Origin of the sequence: Thalassotalea sp. Sam97, from assembly GCF_041379765.1 — a bacterium.
In the GTDB taxonomy this organism is placed as follows: domain Bacteria; phylum Pseudomonadota; class Gammaproteobacteria; order Enterobacterales; family Alteromonadaceae; genus Thalassotalea_A; species Thalassotalea_A maritima.
In genome coordinates this window covers 305,544-324,567 of the sequence record NZ_CP166919.1, presented here as the reverse complement: position 1 = coordinate 324,567, position 19,024 = coordinate 305,544, and the positions used below count along the sequence as shown (strand labels likewise).

Here is a 19,024-nt window from a genome sequence, read left to right as displayed (position 1 = left end):
CAAGCATGACTGAAGATAAGCAAAATCAGAGCAAAAACGATAAAACCGAATCAGCAAAGCAAGATTCGTCCAACAGCTCAAATAAACCATCAACTGCAAAGACAACTCAGCCACCATCATTGAGTTCAAGCGACGCTGCGACAATAGCGGCAGATGCTAAACGCCATGTAGAAGCCAATCAAGACAACAAATCAAGCGATAAGCCCGCTTCGAGTGCCAGCAACACAGATAAAGCCTCGACGGCAAAAATCACCAAGCCAACAAACAAAGCACAAACCAAAAGCATCAAACCATCAAACACCGTCACCCATACAACACGTAAACGCTCAAAAACAGCAGTTATCGCCCTGCTAGTGGCCGTTTTCGCGGGCGCAGGTGTTGTTGCTAGCTATTGGTGGCAACAACAACAAGATCAGCAACAAAGCAACGCATTATTAACCAAAACTCAGGCGCAAGTGGCTGAATTAGAAAAATATATGCAACAGCAAATACGCAGCCAAAACAGCTCGCAACAACAGCAATTACAGCAATCGTTGAGTGTAATCGAAGAGCAAACCCAGCAGCGAATTGCCACCCTTGAAGCACAAATCCAACAATTATTGGAGCGTCAGCCAGAAAACTGGCAAGTAACAGAAGCCGAATACCTTATGCGTATGGCGGGACGTACCTTGTGGCTAGACAAAGATACCAAAACAGCCATTAATTTGATGCAAGATGCCGACGCTCGTCTGAAAGATTTAAAAGATGCACGATTTTATCGCGTTCGAGAGCTTATTCATGAAGATATTGAAGCGCTTAGAGCGTTACCGGTATTAGAACTCGATCAAACCATATTGACCTTAATGGCGCTAAGCAAGCAAGTTAGCGATTTACCCCGTCCTGAGGTGTTAAAACCGGAGGTAGCCCAACTTGTCGACAGTACCGCATTGTCTAACGATGTGAACGACTGGCGCGAAAACCTTGCAAAAACATGGCAGCGTTTTAAAGAAGAATTTATTATTCCCCGCCGTTTAAAGGGGCAAGTTGAGCCACTTATGTCGGCCGATCTTGAGAAAAATCTTTATCAAAACATCGATCTAAAATTCCAACTGGCTATATGGGCGGCAAGTCGAGGTGATACGCAAACCTATCAACAAACAATCTCCGACATTAGTAGTTGGGTTGGCCAATACTTTGATCGTACCCAGCACCAGACACAGACATTTAATGCCCGCTTGGTAGAGCTGAAAAACACGCCAATTACTGTGCAGTATCCAAATGAATTAGCATCGCAACAGGCTCTTAAACAACTTATTGAGCAAAATATTACTCAGCCAGTCCCACCAGCGGAGTCCGAGCCTGACGTTATCTCTGAGCCTAAGCCAGAACAGATCAGCGAGGGTAACATCTAATGAAAAAGCTGTTGTTACTGCTGGCTATTTTAATCGTCATTCCCTTAGCACCCGTGCTGCTTGGTCAAAAAGGTTATATTGTCATTTCCATTGATGATATGGCTTGGGAAATGACCGTTGCGGGTGCCCTACTGTTTTTATCGGCTATGATTTTTATCGGCATGTTGGTGCTGTGGCCTATTCGCTTAGCTTTAAAGTTTAGCTCGAAAACATGGCGAAAAATGGCTTTCACTAGCTCCCGCAAAGCCAAAAAACTATACCAACAAGGGGTTTCAGCATACTTGTTAGGCGATTATCAGCGTGCCGAACAGTTACTTGCTGATGGTGCTGAAGGCAGTGACATGGCGAATTCTGCATGGTTGATGGCCGCACAATCAGCGCTGGAGCTCGACGATCGTGGCAAACTCCAAAACTATCTACAACTGGTCAACGAGCACCCAGCAGCCCAACACGGCTTTAGCTTTGAAACCTTGCTGTTCGCTGCTCAATTGCAATTAAAAACTGGACACATTGACAAAGCGAGGGCATTACTGGATGGAAATCACAAACTGATCAGTCACGATGCACGACTCATGGCTCTGAATGTTGAAGTTCATCTTGCCCAACAGCAATACCCACAATGTATGGAACAATTAAAAAGCTTACGTAAGCAAAAAAACTTTAGCAACGAAGCGCTCTACGATTTAGAGTATCGCGTTTACTCAGGGTTCTATAAGCAATTAGCGGTGACGCAAAGCGTCGATGCTGTCAACAAACACTTTAAAGGCTTGTCACGTAAAGAAAAACACAGCGAAGGTTTAATTCTCGCCTACGCTGACTGCTTGGCAAGTAACGGTATGCACAATGATTTAGAAGGCCTGTTACTGCCGCTTATCAACAAAAAGTCGTCACCAAGCTTTATTAAAGCCATGCAAAAACTGCCACTGACCCATGCACAACATATTATTGACAGCATTCAAGCGTTATTACAAAAAGATGAGCATAATACTATGTGGTTAAGCGCCTTAGCGCATTTGTGTTTTGCTGATAAACAGTACTCGAAAGCGCACAAGGCTTTTGTCAGTCTATTGAAAATTAAGCAAGACAAAAATGACTTACAAACATACGCTAAATTACTCACGGTGATGGAAGAGCATCAACAAGCTAATCGAGTTTATCAAGAGCTTTTAAGCGAACATTAACAAACAACAATTAAGATTTATGCGCTTTATTATAATCCCGCGTTTTGTGCTGTTATTGGCCACGCTTATGCCTTTAACAACCACAGCAACCAGCAAAACCTTTAACAAGCTACAAGGGAAACTGGTTTTAGAGCCAATGCCCAATATTGGTCAAATGCTGCTGCAAAAAAGTAGTGATTTGTGTGCCGTGGCGAGTAATGCACATGATTACTTGAACAACCCAAAAGCTATCACTATGGACAAGGAGGCGGTACACGGCGGTAGTTTGTTTGGCCAACAGTTTGAGCTTGCAAGAGTTAAAGACACCTTGACGTTTATCTGCCAAGTCTATCGACAAGATGTGCGGGCAAACCGCCAAAGCCGTTTACATGATAGTGAGTTTTTAAAGCAACACTTTGATTTCTACCGTTGGTATCCCGATAAGCAGCGTGCCACAGAAATAGCCTTGCGCAGTGATAATGAAGTTAAAACCCGCTTACTAAACGATATCCCTGACGATAAGCTGTTTATCACCAAATATTACAGTAAGCGACTGACCGCAAGTAATCATAAAACGGAACATTTCAATCAAGCGCTATATGCCTTGCCCTATGACGAGCAAGGCATGAGCAAACAACAAGCTGAGCAACATAAGCACCGTTTAACCCGTTTTAAATACACTCGAAAACAAATAATCGACGGCGTATTAGAACGCAAAAACTTGGCGAAACCACTGGTATGGCTTAGCGAGGAAAGCTTGCATGATGTCTTGCTACAAGGTACTGGAGTGCTAGAAGTTGATGGTAAGGTCCGTTATTTCAATGTCCATCGAAATAACGGTATCGCTTATGACTATGCTAAAGGGAAATATGGCCAAGATCGTTATTGGTATTTTGCCGAAGTGCCATCAGTTATGGGCCATGGTTATAAAATTGAAGCGAAAACGCCAGTTAGAGCTCATGCGACCTTTGCCGGTAATGTGAAACAACTGGGCTTAGGCAAGTTGATCATGATTAACTACCCTTACCAACAGCAATCAACCAGCCAAATGGCGATTCTAGCGGATACCGGAGGAGCTTTTGACGACAACTTATTTCAGTTAGATCTGCTGGTTGACAGTTACTTCGGCTGGAAAGATTATTATGAAGCTAACAAGCATTTGCCAAGTTACGCGAGCGCTTGGATCATGCTAAAAAAGCAAAGCTCAGGTAGCAGCCATGCGACAGCGGTAAGCGATCAGTAACGATAAACCGATAAGTTATTAGGAGCTTATCGATTTATCGCTTACTGTTTGATGCTGATTAATCTGTGTAACCCCAAGGCGCAGAGGGTGGTGTGATTTCTTTTGTTAAATCAAAGTCGACTCGAAATTCACGACCATCACGTATCATCCGATAGGTAAATGTTTCGGGGTAAATAAACATTTGCCAAGTGTTATCATTCGACTGTGGTATGCCCAATGTCACAAATAGCTCTTTTGAGTATTGATCAGCAGGAAATGATTGTACTTGTGGCCAGCCAGCATCAACGGTATGACCACCATACATGGTTGAAACATCTGAACTCCCGTCTTTATGACGATGATCGTGCTTTAACGATAGTCCTGAGCCCGTTTTGCTAATAATCCACGTACGTGACGCATTCTCACCAACATGAAACGGGATATGCAGTTGCGTATCGCTACATTGTCGCACATGCATCACTAGCTTCCCTTCAAAACCGTCACTTTTTGGCGTATCAACCGTCACTTTACCCGAAAAAGCTTTACCACAGTATCGTTTAATCTGTTGAAAAAATGCATCTTGACTGCTAATCGAAACTGTCGCGTTGCTACCTTCAAGACTTGCTGCGATTGCCGTTGTACTAGTGAAACTGGCTAACCCTGCAAGCAATGCTCTTGTCATTAAATTTTTCATATAAAAGGCTACTATCTTGTTATTAACTGAATGCTACTATAGTACGGTGAGGTAAGCCGACAAACAAGCAAACGGTATAAGTACTTAATTGGCTGACATACTCCACTCCCACAACCAACGAGCTTGCTGGCGAACCCGAGCGCGATCTCGGGCTAATATCCAGCCCTCTTGCACGCTCGCGTCGATCATTTTGTTAATGTGAGATAAGTAGTCTCGTTCGCTACCATAACGCTGCAATATACGCTTGCGAGGCCACTTTAGCATCGAGCCTCGAAAATCTTTAAGTTCATTGCTCGCGAACAAACCGTAACGCAAACTCCATGGTATAAAACTGGCGATTGGAGCCTCAATCAGCGGATGACGAATGCCACCGAGTTCATGACCATTGCTATCGGTATTAGGGACTGCTGGGATAATCTCGCTGTGAATTTTCGGTGGTTGATTATCAATAATACCATCGGCCCAACGCTTACCATAGTTCAACGCATAAGCTGTATGCGGTTTAAAAGGCGTGGCAATATTCATCCAGTTGGGCATTTCAAAATGACCAAAGTTGATTAACGTTTGCTGAGCAAAGGTTGGGTAACGACTATTGGGAGGGCTTTGCCCCTCTACAACCCAATTGGTAAGTGCCGCCATTAGTGCTCTTAAATGGACTCGAAAATCAATTGGGTTACCTTGATATAATCCTGCGTGCTCGGCGATTGCAACCAGCTTGTCGCTACTCTCAATATAATGTTGCGTAGACGCTAAGTGAAAAATGCGCTCATTCGGCAAAGGCTCAACATCGTAAATATCGTGTGTATGAATTAACGCAGCCGCCCGCCCCCAGTATTCATAACCGGTGTTGCTATAAAATATTTTGGGATAAAAATCTTGGTGATGTCGCACCAATAAACCCTGCTTTTTCTTACTCACAGGATCTCGTACCCGCCTACTGGTAAACGGAAACACATCTGTTGGATAGAAGAATGCCGACATGCGATGCGCATCCCGAGATGGCTGAGCAAAACGATGATTAAAACTTCCTCGCCCAGCCCCTGCACTATGAATAAACATACCATCAAAAGCGAGCTTACCTGTTTCCGTCTCATTAAACCCTTGATGTAAAAAATGTCGTAAAAAGCGCCCCGTTTGCGATATGCCAAATGCTATCGTATATGGCACCCAGTAAGGGCTTGCTTCATCTTTAAGAAACTCCGCAGTATCACGGACGATGGCTAAGCCCAAACCTGCTAGCTGCGGATCTTTACTTGGGTAACTTAACTCATAAATAGCCGGTTGAAAAATCCCCTCAATCGCTTTGCCATCAGCACTAAATTGCCAATTTTTGGCTTGCACCACCGTTTTTAAACCATCACGAGTTAAACGTTTGGTCAGTAACGCTTGGTCTTTTTTAGTCACATTAACAGGATAGATAGTATCGAGTTGTGGGCGGTGAGCTAACTCGAGACGGGTCGTGAGTTTATCAACAGTCCAATCACTGCGGACAGTCCCCTCAACGCCAGCTACACGGGGTAATTCGGCTTTTAATACCGATGCGTTCGCTTTCACATCCGCTTGCCAACCAACCCACACCAACGACAAGCCAAGCTCTTGAATGAAGCCATCGCCAAGTTGCCAAGCTTTACTGATATCATCTTTGGATGTGGCGTAATTAAAGTAGCGTAATGAGGCCTTAGCGCCCCGATTAGAAACTTCCAGCAGTGCGCCTTTGCGCTTACTCGGATCTTTCGGTTGAATAACCAGATAAGTGGCTGTGGCGCTAACCATGCCGTCGCTGTTTGTCGGAGCCTGGTAAATATCAACGATGACCCGATTAACTTTATTATTGGGGTCTATCGCAAACTCAAACTCGCCAGCAATAACCTCATAAGCTTGACCTTTTATCGTCATTGCGGTGTTACTGTTAACCGTGTGCGACGTGACTTTTGCAGCAACCATTGTTGGTAAAAAAACAACAAGCACGCACAACGTTTTAGCAAAGTACGTTATTGCCTTACAATGTTGCCGTATTGCGATTGCGTTGATCATAATCTTGATGCTTCGTTGTTATTTTTGTTAGCGCTTACCTAAAGATATAAAATTAACAGACAATTCACAATGGTAAAGCGCACATCAATATAATGCACCACAACTAAAGTTTATTCTTAACTTGTGCTGACAACGTCGCCCAAATATGAAAAACATTTCGGGTAACGGGAGTAACAGCCATCGTTGGCAAAAATCACCAGCACACTCAAATACCTCTTAATTAAAGGTTAACGAGTAGCAGTATAAGAAAGTGGCTATGAGCAGGTAACAATTAAGGAGGCAACATAACGTCTGCAACAGTAATCTCCGGCGACAAAAACGACGTTAGCATATTGGCACACAGGGCAGTAAAAGCGAGCTAGCTTTGCTCGCTTTCGTTGATGTGTTTGACGAAAAAATAAATATAGTAGCTACAAATAGCTAATACTGTTGTTAAGCCAGTCGCAGAAATCCAAATAATAGGGTCTTGTAGTAAAAAGCTAAGATTGTCCATAACACCTCCAGTGCATATTGTATTCGCACTTAGCTTACAAAACTCCACCTTATGGCTTTGTGATCCAGATCAAGTATCGGGTTAATAGCGCCATCGCCTAACTAGAGCGTGTTGAACTTTCAGGGTTAAATTTTGTTCGAATTAAATGCATTTTTATCGCGGCACTTGTGATACGCATAGTTATTCTACGCACAGAGCAAGTAACAATGAAAAAAATGCATTTAAACGAATCCAAAGGACAGCTTTTATGACGCCTTTCTACTGTGTTATCAATTACTTATGTGGAGTAACCACACAACATACGTTCTGCCTTGTATAAAAACATCATAAATTGCTGCAAAAACAACCTCAAAAGATCAACACGCTCTAATCTATTTAAGCCATATATTTTATCTAACCTGCATGATGCTTTTAATTTTCTTGATGTTGATAACGATGTACTAAAACTTTTTGACTCACTTGCTGATTTTCTTGCATACCGCCAATAGTCACTAGCTGATTATCCAACTGCAATAAAGCACGATGGTCCATGCTACTCACCACATCGCGGGCGACTTGCCAAGTATTGGTTTTAGCATCAAACAACCATATTTGTGAGGTGGGCTGTGATGGCTCACCGTTGTAACCAATACCATTGTAGTTATAAGCATTAGTAGAGCCGCCAACAAAGATCATTTTACCGCGATACTCACTAGCCGCCATGCGATAACGGCCAACTTGGGTAGGGTGAGGAATCTGCTGCCAATCTATACGCGCTGGTGAGCCGCTTTCTATCTCACCTTTTAAGCATTGATTTACCATCGCATAGCTACGACGTTGCAATAAATTTGCTTGCACTTTTACGCCATCACATACCACGATGACGTTATCGCTAATAGCGGCCGCATGACCAAAAACAGGTTCCCCTAAATAAGGAGATCCTTGTTGCCAAGTGTTGCTCTGGGTATCATAAATTTGTACTAAATTAACGTTGCCAGCATTATGCCAACCGCTAATAAGATAAATATATCGATTTTGGTATACCAATGCGACGCTATCATCAACGGCAACCGGCATTGTCGCAATAGGCTGATACTGATCATTGATTACGTCGTAACGAAAACTATCGGGTGATGAAATTTCGCTATGATCTGCTCCAACTGTGTAACCGCCAAATAAGTAAATGTAATCACCAACCGGTGCTGCAATAGATGCTAAGCGTCCCTTTAATGGTAAACTTGATGGCACGGGTGTTTTGGCTTGCCACTCATTGTCACCTAGCTTTAGTGACCACACCTTGTTATGTACATCTTGATAAGTTTTGCCCACGCCCAGCCCCATAAAGCTGACAATATAATCGCCCTGTTGAGTGCTCACTTTTGCAACCGCATTGTTAGTTACCGGCTCAGGGAGTTCTGGTAACGCATTAGCCAAAACGTATTCTATTACCGTAATGTGAGTGATGATTACTACAGTTACAAGCAAACAAAAGCGTTTCATAGTTGCCTCTTAATTCTTATAAATAGGTTATTAATATTTTGCCGTTAGGCGATCAAGATGATTGGCAAATGCTTGCTTATCTGCCGCAGATAAAGGCGCAGGGCCTTTACTTTGAATACCCGAGCTACGCAAGGTGTCGTAGAAATCTCGCATATTTAGCCGGGCTTTAATGTTATTACGATCAAATAACTCGCCACGCCAGCTTAATGCTAAACCACCTTTACTAATCACTTCATCAGCTAACGGTATATCGCAAGTAATCACCAAGTCGCCAACCGAGCATAATTCAACAATCGTATTATCAGCAACATCGAAACCACTGGCAACACGAATGCTTTTGATAAATTTAGATGGTGGTGTCGGAATAAACTGATTGGCAACAAAGGTTAAAGACAATGATTTACGGTCGGCAAGACGGCATAAAATCTCTCGAATGGTTGCAGGGCAAGCATCAGCATCAACCCATATATGCATAAAGAAGTCCTTGTTCTAAAAAAAGAGCACCGTTAGGTGCTCTTCGTATTTTGTTATGAATGTAAGATACTCTGCAGCACATCGCTGCTGGTGAGATGTTTCAATGTTTCGTCTAAGTCAGCAAGCTTGTCGGTTTTAATATAATTGCCGGTATCATCCGAGCCAATGTAACCATACTCTTTTAATGCATTAACCACCGCGGCTTGCGATTTTTTATCAATAAATTCTGGCGCATTAATATTATGCAACTTCGACATGCGTTCAGCCAAAGCGGTTGCATCAGCTTCCAATTTTGAGCGCGTAATCGAACTACTATTATCCAATAGCTTAACGACAATCATGTAACGCTGCACAGTCTCACTGATTAACGATGAGATGATATTAAGCATATAAACCAAATCACTGTCATTATTAATACTCCAATAACCGGCTTGAGTGTGCTTGACTAAACCTTGATCAGCTAAAAAGGCCAAGATGGCTTCTGTTTGACGAGAGATCTCTTGATGATCTTGCCACAAAAACAGCTCGGCTTTTACGAGCTGCATCAATTGCTCTACTTTGCTATCAACTTCAGCAGTCGTTAGCTTGTCATACGTTTTCAACAAGCGACAAACCACCGACGGCAACATATAGGTGTGCAGTATATTATTGCGGTAATAGCTCATTTCTAAGCTAGCTTGCTCAGACAACGAAATGATTTGCCCAAGCTTATCGTCAATAACGTCAACTTTATTAAGTTTGATTGCCGAATCGATTAACTCTTTACCATCTTCTTCAGGAATATAAAGCTCATCACTAAATGGCACCGCACGTTGTACCGACAAGAAAAAGTTCAGTTGCTCTTCAAGTTCCTTGCGGGTCATGGCGCGATTTTCTGCGGTTAACAAAATCAACGCGATTAACGTCACGGAATTCAGCGCGGCTGCTTTATTGATCTCCGTCATCACTTGGTTGGCAACCTGATTTACGGTTGGTGTTAACCATTGTGGTTTAGGCGGATCAATTGGATCGATACTTTCTTTCCATTGCGGTACGTTATCATCCATAAACTTATTTAAGCTAATAGGCTCACCAAAGTTTACGTAACCTTTACCATAGTTACGGAGCTTGCGAATCGCTTTTATCACGCCAAATGCAGACTCTTTTTGCTTACCACTGCCTTTCAATTCTTTGTGGTAACTGGCCACTTCCATAACATGCTCATAGCCAATATAAACCGGCACTAATGTTAACGGCCTATCGATACCTTTGAGCATACTTTGCATCGTCATAGCAATCATACCGGTCTTTGGTGCAAGCAAACGCCCGGTGCGACTACGACCACCTTCGGTGTAATACTTAACCGGATAACCACGAGCAAATAGCAGTCCTAAGTATTCGCGGAAGATGGTTGAATATAAACGGTTACCACCAAAGCTTCGGCGAATGAAAAACGCACCGGCCTTACGGAATATCGGCCCTGCTGGCCAAAAGTTTAAGTTAATACCGGCGGCAATACGCGGTGTCGCTAAGCCCTGGCGGTAAATCACATAGGTCAACAATAAGTAGTCCATATGCGAGCGATGACATGGCACATAAATAATTTCATGCCCATCTTCAGACAACTGACGTAAACGATCGCCATTCTTTACTTCGATACCGCTGTATAAGCGATTCCATAGCCAACTAAGGACGCGATCTCCTAAACGAATAATCACAGGGCGATAGTCACCAGCAATTTCTTTCATCATTGCTAATGCATCTTGTTTGACTTTATCTTCGCTTACGCCTTTATTTTTCGCTTCTTCTTTAATGACTCGCTTAACCGCCGGTGTTGCAAACAAAGCGGTAAAGGTTTGCTGTAATTCCATTAAACGAGGCCCTTTAAGTGCCACAGCTTGTCGATGGAAGTGAATTCTAGCCATACGAATCAATTTCTTCGTAGCAATCTTATCACTCCCTTGCGTTTCAACCATTTCCCGACAGGAGATAGCATCACTAAAGCGTAGCAAGGAATCGCGACCTAAAAATAAAACAATAAAGAATTTACGCAAAAAATTTGGCGCTGCTTCGTCAGCAATCACGTCACTAACATTGACCTTGGCTTTACCAGGCTTATTACCCCACAAGATATTAGCCGGAATAAGCTGAGTGTTTAGGTTAGGATCGTTATCATGGGCTTGTAACAAGGCTAAGCCTTGTTGATAAGCTTTAGTTTTGCCACGTTTAAAAAATGGAAACAACGAGCGTGGTTTTTCTAAACAGATACAGCGCTCCATGGTCTCGCCATTAACCGTTACTTTTTCTAACGGGTCAGGCAAACCGAGTGACTTACAGGTATGCTTTAACGCTAACAAGTCACTTGCTGATTGATAGCGCACCACATAAAAGACATCTTTGTTGTCGTCTTTTTTAATTTTCTCAACATCTTCAGGGATCACTTTGCAGCGAACCAATAGTTTTACTGGCAATGACAGTAAAAAGTAAAACAGAGCTCTCATTGGTGTATCTTTAATCGTCAATCGAATAGAAAAAACTGATGCAATTCTACCACTATTATCGAGTGAATGACCACAATAGCCATAATTCCAGCAGGGAATTCGCTTGTTACAGCTTATAAACGATAAGCCATATCAATCAGTATCACCATTGTTAGTCACATAGATAAAGCCAATAACTAGACACTAACGCAGTAAAAAGGCGATTAGCAGCCATGCAACTAATCGCCTTGAATTTAAAGGAACGAAACTTTACAGCTAGTGACGCAAGTCAAAGCGATCCAGTTGCATCACTTTTGTCCAAGCCTTTACAAAGTCTTCAATAAATTTTTGTTTTGTATTGTCATAGGCATAGACCTCGGCCACTGCGCGCAATTCCGAATTAGAACCAAAGACCAAATCAACCGATGTTGCCGTGTACTTTTTCTTTCCGGTTTTTCGATCAAAACCTTCGTACAGGCCTGGTGTTGCTGCTTTGCGCCATTGTGTTCCCATATCCATTAAGTTGACAAAGAAGTCGTTACTTAGGGTTCCTATTTGATCAGTAAACACACCGTGAGTAACATCTGGTGCATTACCGCCTAACACTCGTAAACCGCCAATAAGAACGGTCATTTCAGGTACCGACAATGTTAATTGCTCTGCTTTATCAATCAACATCTCAGTAGGGGAACGATAGCTCTTACTTACATCGAAGTAGTTTCTAAAGGCATCTGCTGCTGGCTCGAGTAACGCAAACGAGTCAACATCAGTTTGCGCTTGGCTGGCATCACCACGACCAGGAACAACGGGCACGGTAATGTTTACACCTGCATTACTGGCAGCTTTCTCTATCGCGGCAGCGCCACCAATAACAATTAAATCAGCCATAGAGACGTTGTCAGCAAAGTCATTTTTAACGCCTTGCAGTGTCTCAATTACTTTCGCTAATTCTTGCGGGTTATTTACAGCCCAGTCTTTTTGTGGCGCTAACATAATACGAGCACCATTAGCACCACCGCGCATATCCGACGCTCTAAAACTCGCTGCTGATGCCCAAGCCGTTCTCACTAATTCAGGGACCGTTAAATCGGTATCGAGGATGGCTTTTTTCAGTTTACTGACATCACTGGACGAAATTGTTTTTCCTTCAGGCATAGTTACAGGATCTTGCCAGATAAACTCCCCATCAGGCACTTCATTACCTAAATAACGCGCTTTCGGCCCCATATCACGATGGGTTAATTTAAACCACGCTTTGGCAAAGGCGAGACGGAACTCTTCTGGATCAGCTAAAAATCGCTCGGCAATTTTTTTGTACTCAGGATCAAACTTCAATGCTAAATCCGCCGTAGTCATTACCGGCGGATTAAATTTACCTTCCACATGCGCATCTGGCACCGCGTTGTGTACTGATTCATCGGTTGGGATCCAAATAATCGCACCAGCAGGGCTACGAGATTGCTGCCAATCGAACGTCAATAGATTCTGCAAATATAATGTCGTCCACTTAGTAGGCGCTTGTGTCCAAGCCCCTTCCAAACCACTGGTTACTGTGTCTTCAGAGTGGCCTTTACCACATTTGTTTTTCCACCCTAAACCTTGCTCTTCAATCGCCGCCCCACCCGGCTCTGTACCAACACAGTCTTGCGGTTTATGGGCACCGTGCATTTTACCAAATGTGTGACCACCAGCGATTAGCGCAACCGTTTCCTCATCATTCATGGCCATGCGTCCAAAGGCTACGCGAATATTTTTCGCCGAGCCGACTGGATCCGGTTTACCCTTAGGCCCTTCTGGATTAACATAAATTAATCCCATGTGCGTGGCACCAAGAGGACGTTGTAATTCACCGTCGCGCTCTTCTCGGTCACTGGCTAGCATTTCCACTTCGGGGCCCCAATATACCAAGTCTGGCTCCCAGTCATCTGCGCGGCCGCCAGCAAAACCATAGGTCTTAAACCCCATATTCTCCATACCAACCGTGCCTGCGAGGATCATCAGATCTCCCCACGAAATACTTGCACCATATTTTTGCTTCAGTGGCCAAAGTAAGCGCTTGGCCTTGTCGAGGTTACCGTTATCAGGCCAGCTATTGAGAGGATCAAAACGCATTTGGCCACCGTCACCACCACCGCGACCATCTAATGTTCGATAGGTACCTGCACTATGCCAGGCTAACCTGATAAATAACGGTCCGTAATTACCCCAGTCCGCTGGCCACCAATCTTGAGACGTTGTCAATAATTCGTTCAAGTCTTTCTTCAGGGCTGCCATATCAAGTTTGGCAAACGCTTTAGCATAATCAAAATCCTCACCATAAGGGTTTGACCGGCTATCGTGATCACGAAGTGGTGACAAATCCAGTTGATCAGGCCACCAAAATTGATTGGTTTTTGCTTGTCCCGATGCGGCATGACCAGAGCCCATCGCACCTTTCGGTTTACTCGACTGTGGCTCAGCAAAACTTGCCGAGGCAACAAGCACCAGTGATGATAAACCCATTAACATTGCTTGCTGTAACTTAGTTTTAGTTAACATAGCTCCCCCTTTGCGGATAGTATTATCGCTATCGTTTATATAGTGCGAACACAGGTACGAGGTAAGGTACCCTGACCTGAATTAACAGTCCTTTAATGCACTAGTAAGTCTAGGAAAGCTATGAACAATAGAAAAATAAATAGATTAGATTGTGGTAATCGAGAAAATTGATTTTAGACTTACAGGTCAATGTACGCACAACTTAATCGGAGTGTCTGTACATGCCAAGCTCTGGCCTTAGTTTGCTATTGATGCGTTGCTATCGATAAGGGAGTTAACACGTCTATCGATTGACAGCCAGCGCCATGCAAACCTTTGAAAACCTTAAAAATTCAAACCAAACAGTTAAAACGCTGCCAAGATATCCTGCATTTGCTGCTGTAAATGCAAACTTGTACTGTGTGGCATGATAGGGGATTCCTGCTTGCCTTCTAAAATAGCCTGACTTGCGGTGGTAATTTCAAATTCAAAACCTGACCCTTGGCGGTTATCAACAAAATGCTCCACGCGCTCATCGATGTGATAAAGCGACACTTCGCGCGCACGGAAAAAATCAGGAATAATAATATGGCCTTTAGTGCCAACCACCGCTCCACAGTTTGGTAAACGCACATCAAACGATGTATGTAGCTGCGATACTTGCTTGCCGTAATCCAATGCCATCACAACATCACGGTCAGCACCATTTGGCGCACGGCGACCGATAATATGGGGGCTGTAGTCTGTACTCGAATTAAATAGATAGTTAAACGCGAGCGGGTAAATGCCCATATCGAGCAAGCAACCGCCCGCTAAGTTGATATTCCACGGCCGAGAATTAGGATCATAAGGCATTGGGTAGCCAAAATCGGCTTTAATATGGGTCACATCACCGATGCGACCATCATCCACCCATTGTTTAGCTTGCTGGATAGCTGGTAAGAAATACGTCCACATAGCCTCCATTAGAAACAAACCTTGCTGCTTCGCTAACGCACTTAATTGCAATAAGTGTTCAGGGCTTGTCGTTATTGGTTTTTCGCATAAGACATGTTTGCCCGCAAGCAACGCGGCTTTGGCATTGTCAAAATGCAGGGTATGTGGCGTTGAGATATAGACCGCATCGACATCAGGATCAGCAAACAGTGCCTCATATCCCTGATAAGCTTTGCCGATATGATATTGGCTTGCAAAGGCGCTAGCCGCAGATAACTGACGCGCAGCAACAGCGACCAAATCGGCATTTTTCGCATAAATAATATCTTTAGCGAAGGTATGACTGATATTACCAGCACTGACAATGCCCCAACGGACCTTAGCCATAAAAACTCCCTAGCTTTAATTAATAATCTTAAAACACGGTACTTTGCTGCAAAATCGCCGATGCTGCAACGTCGTCACTGCGCTTAACAATATATTTAAGTGGTACTGGTTTAGAAAATAAGTAACCTTGTAATCGGCACTTGGGTAGTTCAGCTATGATCTCGAACTGTCGATTGGTTTCAATACCTTCAGCAACAATGTCAAAATCAAATTCCGCTCCTAAGTTAAATACCGTTTTTAACAGTCTTAGCGCTTCTTCGTCATGTTCTATCTCATCGATTAAACTACGGTCTAATTTGAGGGTATTAAAGCGAATTTTCGATAAATAGTTAAGTGATGAATAACCATGGCCAAAATCATCAAGAGCAATAGATACGCCCAATACTTGCAAGTCTTTAATGACTTGGCTAGCCATTCCCATATTATCAATCAAACTGGTTTCGGTAACTTCCAGCTCTAGTTTGTCTGCTGGCAATTGATGTTTGGCAAGCGCGCTGGCTACCTGCTCAACCAATTGCTGTGATTTTAATTGTACCGCGGAAATATTCACTGACACAGAAGTGGCCAGTAAGCCTCTGTCATTTAACAACTTAGCGTCAGCACATGCTTGCTCAAGCACCCAACGACCAATTTCTAAAATATCACCACTTTCTTCCGCCTTTTTAATGAAAAATTCAGGTGATACAAAGCCTTCTTTCGGGTGTTGCCAACGTATTAAGGCTTCATAACCTTCTACTCGTTGCGTAGCCGAGCACACTTTCGGCTGATAATATAATTCAAACTGTTGTTGCTCGATTGCCGATTTCAAGCCCGTTTTAACAAGGATGGATTTACGCAGTTGCTCTTTAATCTCGGCATTAAAAAATGTTAACTGACCGCGTCCAGAGTTTTTTGATTCATACAAAGCTGCATCGGCACGGTTATATAGTGTTTCACCATTTTCACCATCAAGCATATATACCGCAGCGCCTGCGCTTAGACTCGCATCAATATTAATACCATCAATGGCGTATTGGCGCTGTACTTTATTGTGAATGCGCTGAACAATGTCTTTAATCTGTGACCCTGATTCATAAGACGTTAAAATCACCGCAAATTCATCGCCACTTAACCGAGCAACCATATCACGGTCACGGATACTAGCACCTAGACACTTAGCAATTGCCTGAATATATTTGTCGCCAATTTTATGACCATACAGGTCATTGACATCCTTAAAGCGGTCTAAATCAAAAAGAATTAATGTAAAAGGCTGGCGCCTTAACAATAGTCGTTGATAAAAGACATTAAACCCTTCACGATTTTTCAAGCCTGTTAAAGGATCGGTTACCGCTTGCAGTTTCAACATTGCCAAACGACTGCGACGAGTGTATGTATATGAGGCCGCGCCAATAATAAACAACACCAAACTTAACACGATCAAATAGTAATAAGCTGGAATAATCACGTTAAAGCGAAACGTGCTTGACGGCGTTTGCCATTTGCCATCGATACCAGTATGCGATAACTCTAACTGATATTGACCAGGCCATAACTTATGAAACTCAATGGTATTGCCACTAATCAGTTGGTAATCCTCAGAGCTATTTAGGCGGTAACGATACTTAGTCGCTTCACTGGTGGCAAAATTAAATGCCGACATCATAATTTTTATATGATCACCAGATAAATTTATCGGCTTATCTTGGCTGAGCCTTGCGACTTTCTCAACGCCATCATTTTGTATCGACACAAGAGCAAGCGCTTGATGATTAATCGCTGATTGGCGACTTAAATTTGCGGTTAAAACACCATAATTGGTCGCAAGTAAAAACTTATCATTCAGAATCGATGAAGATGTTTCCACCCAAGTTAAAGCGCCTAAAGCCAAAGGAGGTAAAATAATATCCGTCTGCAAGGTTTGTTTATTCAACTCAATAATACGATTAGATGATGTTAACCAGACACTATCTTGGGTAAGGGAAAGCGAATACAAATCATTAGAAGGCAAAGAAGGCAAATCAACATAAGAAAGGCGTGCCTTAGCCAGGTTTCCGTCGGGCTGTAATAGGATCTTTACCAAACCTTCACCTTGGGTGCTAACCCAAATCGTACCGTCTTTATCTTGGGCAATATCTGAGGCACGAACGTAACCTGCGCCATTCCCCAATTTAAAATGGGTAACATCATTGGTTCGCGAATCGACAACAAAAATACCATCGGTTGTTGCCATCCAAATACGTCCGTCTTTACCCCGAATCTTTTTATAAGTGAAGTTGCCTTCTTTACTGTAAAGATTATCCGGCTCTTTAAGTAAGGTTCGACTTACCCCATTCTCCTCACTAAAATAAGCTAAGCCAACATCAATATAACCCGTGATCCAAACCCCATCGCCATCGACTAATACTGTATATATTTCGCGGTTCAGTAAATTGTGAGGATTACCTATTTCGTTACTAAAAAACTTCAGTTGTTTTGTATCTCGCTCGAACTTAAACAATCCGTGATCGGTTGCAAACCATATATAATGCTCATTATGGTCAATTGCCCAAACTGATAAATCTTCTCCGTTAAATCCTGTTTGTTGAAAACCAAAAACGTCTTTTTGCCATTGTGCAGTTTCAATATCTAACTTTAAGACATTGTTCACGGTTGAAACATACAATTCGTTGTCTATAACATGGGTGGTGAAGGTTTGATTAGTAATCGGCACGTTAAATTGTGCATCAGGCTGATAAAGGGCGATGTCGCTATTTGGAAAAGCTTGGACCACACCACCCTCGAGCCCTAACCATATACTGCCTTGATGATCAAAGTGAATATCGAGTACCCCATTAGAAGGTAAGCTGTATGGATCAAACTTATTACTTTGATAAAGCTGTTTTTGTTGAGTTGACAAGTCGAAAGTCATTAATCCCGAACTGTGGAAGCTTAACCAAAGCGCATCGTCATAGAGTTCAATATCTGAAATCACATCCTTTTTAAACCCGGCGCCAATGTCCCAAACTTTTGTTTGCTGAGTTTTACTATTCCACTCTATTAGACCGACATTCAACACACCAAAAAATAGCGAGTCACCGACATATTTAGCTGCATTTGAATAAACCCCACCAATCACTGGAAAATCTTGATAGGGGTAGTATTGATATTGATTACGTTCTACATCAAACTTAATTAAGCGTTGGGGTGTTGGAAAATAAAGGTTACCGAGGTTATCTTCAGCGACGACTTCACTGACAAATGATGCATCACCAAGCGGTTGGAAATATTGCTGCTCTTTATTGAATGTGAATACCCCTTCTTGAGTGACAGCAACAACACCTAACTTCTCGCTATAATGCAAGCGTAAAACCCAAGCAGAGCCTAGGCCATGGCGGGTATCGTATACATCAATTTCGCCACCCGCTTTAATTCGATTTAAGCCCGCTTCGGTTGCTAACCATAAATAACCATCGGCGTCTTCGACAATATCAAGAACAAAATTATTGGAAATATGGTGAGCTTCACCTGGTGAATAAAAAAAATGCTGAAAATCATGGCCATCGTAACGAAAAACACCCTTGGCGGTCGCCAACCAAATGTATCCATTAGATTGTTGGTAAATACGATTGATCTGCGCATTTAAAAGACCGCTAACATCATCAAGCCTTTTAAAGCCAATAAAATTACTAGCGCTCACCATGCTGGAACACACAAGAGTGATAATAGATATCAATATCGCCAATCTATTCACACGCATGCTTATAATCCCAAACTAAGAGCCACTAAAATTATTATTAATATCAAAGGTTCGCGAAAC

Annotated in this window: 11 protein-coding genes; 3 read left to right on the top strand and 8 right to left on the bottom strand. The window is 42.8% G+C overall.

The genetic code is table 11. The features are described from left to right. Positions 1 to 5: 5 nt before the first annotated feature. The 3 genes from ACAX20_RS01365 to ACAX20_RS01355 all read left to right on the top strand — a co-directional run bounded on the left by ACAX20_RS01365 (position 6) and on the right by ACAX20_RS01355 (position 3,794). Positions 6 to 1,391 (top strand): uroporphyrinogen-III C-methyltransferase, encoded by a 1,386-nt coding sequence (locus ACAX20_RS01365; RefSeq protein WP_371187926.1) that lies wholly within the window; start codon positions 6 to 8, stop codon positions 1,389 to 1,391. After that, positions 1,391 to 2,572, top strand: a complete 1,182-nt coding sequence (locus ACAX20_RS01360; RefSeq protein WP_371187924.1) for a heme biosynthesis HemY N-terminal domain-containing protein — start codon at positions 1,391 to 1,393, stop codon at positions 2,570 to 2,572. The genes ACAX20_RS01365 and ACAX20_RS01360 overlap by 1 nt, the downstream gene beginning before the upstream one ends. A 67-nt stretch (positions 2,573 to 2,639) precedes the next feature. Next, on the top strand, positions 2,640 to 3,794 hold the full coding sequence (locus ACAX20_RS01355; RefSeq protein ID WP_371187922.1) for an MltA domain-containing protein: 1,155 nt from the start codon (positions 2,640 to 2,642) through the stop codon (positions 3,792 to 3,794). Positions 3,795 to 3,852: 58 nt separating this feature from the next. Here ACAX20_RS01355 and ACAX20_RS01350 read toward each other — a convergent pair whose 3' ends face one another. The 8 genes from ACAX20_RS01350 to ACAX20_RS01315 all read right to left on the bottom strand — a co-directional run bounded on the left by ACAX20_RS01350 (position 3,853) and on the right by ACAX20_RS01315 (position 18,964). Next, positions 3,853 to 4,455 carry a hypothetical protein gene (locus tag ACAX20_RS01350; RefSeq protein ID WP_371189545.1) on the bottom strand — a complete coding sequence of 201 codons (603 nt, stop codon included), beginning with the start codon at positions 4,453 to 4,455 and terminating at the stop codon, positions 3,853 to 3,855. A 96-nt stretch (positions 4,456 to 4,551) separates the two neighbouring features. Beyond that, entirely contained in the window at positions 4,552 to 6,501 is a 1,950-nt protein-coding gene (locus ACAX20_RS01345; RefSeq protein WP_371187920.1) for an alpha/beta hydrolase domain-containing protein, read from the bottom strand. Positions 6,502 to 7,405: 904 nt separating this feature from the next. Continuing rightward, the gene (locus tag ACAX20_RS01340; protein ID WP_371187918.1) at positions 7,406 to 8,473 is read right to left on the bottom strand and encodes a Kelch repeat-containing protein; all 1,068 of its coding nucleotides are present in this window, start codon (positions 8,471 to 8,473) and stop codon (positions 7,406 to 7,408) included. A 30-nt stretch (positions 8,474 to 8,503) separates the two neighbouring features. Continuing rightward, positions 8,504 to 8,947 (bottom strand): YaiI/YqxD family protein, encoded by a 444-nt coding sequence (locus ACAX20_RS01335; RefSeq protein WP_371187916.1) that lies wholly within the window; start codon positions 8,945 to 8,947, stop codon positions 8,504 to 8,506. Between the two features lie 53 nt (positions 8,948 to 9,000). Next, positions 9,001 to 11,427: a glycerol-3-phosphate 1-O-acyltransferase PlsB gene (gene plsB, locus ACAX20_RS01330; protein ID WP_371187914.1), complete on the bottom strand. Its 2,427-nt coding sequence runs from the start codon at positions 11,425 to 11,427 to the stop codon at positions 9,001 to 9,003. 255 nt (positions 11,428 to 11,682) lie between these two features. Then, positions 11,683 to 13,914, bottom strand: a complete 2,232-nt coding sequence (katG, locus tag ACAX20_RS01325; RefSeq protein ID WP_371189544.1) for a catalase/peroxidase HPI — start codon at positions 13,912 to 13,914, stop codon at positions 11,683 to 11,685. 375 nt (positions 13,915 to 14,289) lie between these two features. Then, positions 14,290 to 15,246, bottom strand: coding sequence for a Gfo/Idh/MocA family protein (locus ACAX20_RS01320; protein WP_371187913.1), 957 nt, complete (start codon positions 15,244 to 15,246; stop codon positions 14,290 to 14,292). Between the two features lie 28 nt (positions 15,247 to 15,274). Next, on the bottom strand, positions 15,275 to 18,964 hold the full coding sequence (locus tag ACAX20_RS01315; RefSeq protein WP_371187911.1) for an EAL domain-containing protein: 3,690 nt from the start codon (positions 18,962 to 18,964) through the stop codon (positions 15,275 to 15,277). Positions 18,965 to 19,024 lie beyond the last annotated feature (60 nt).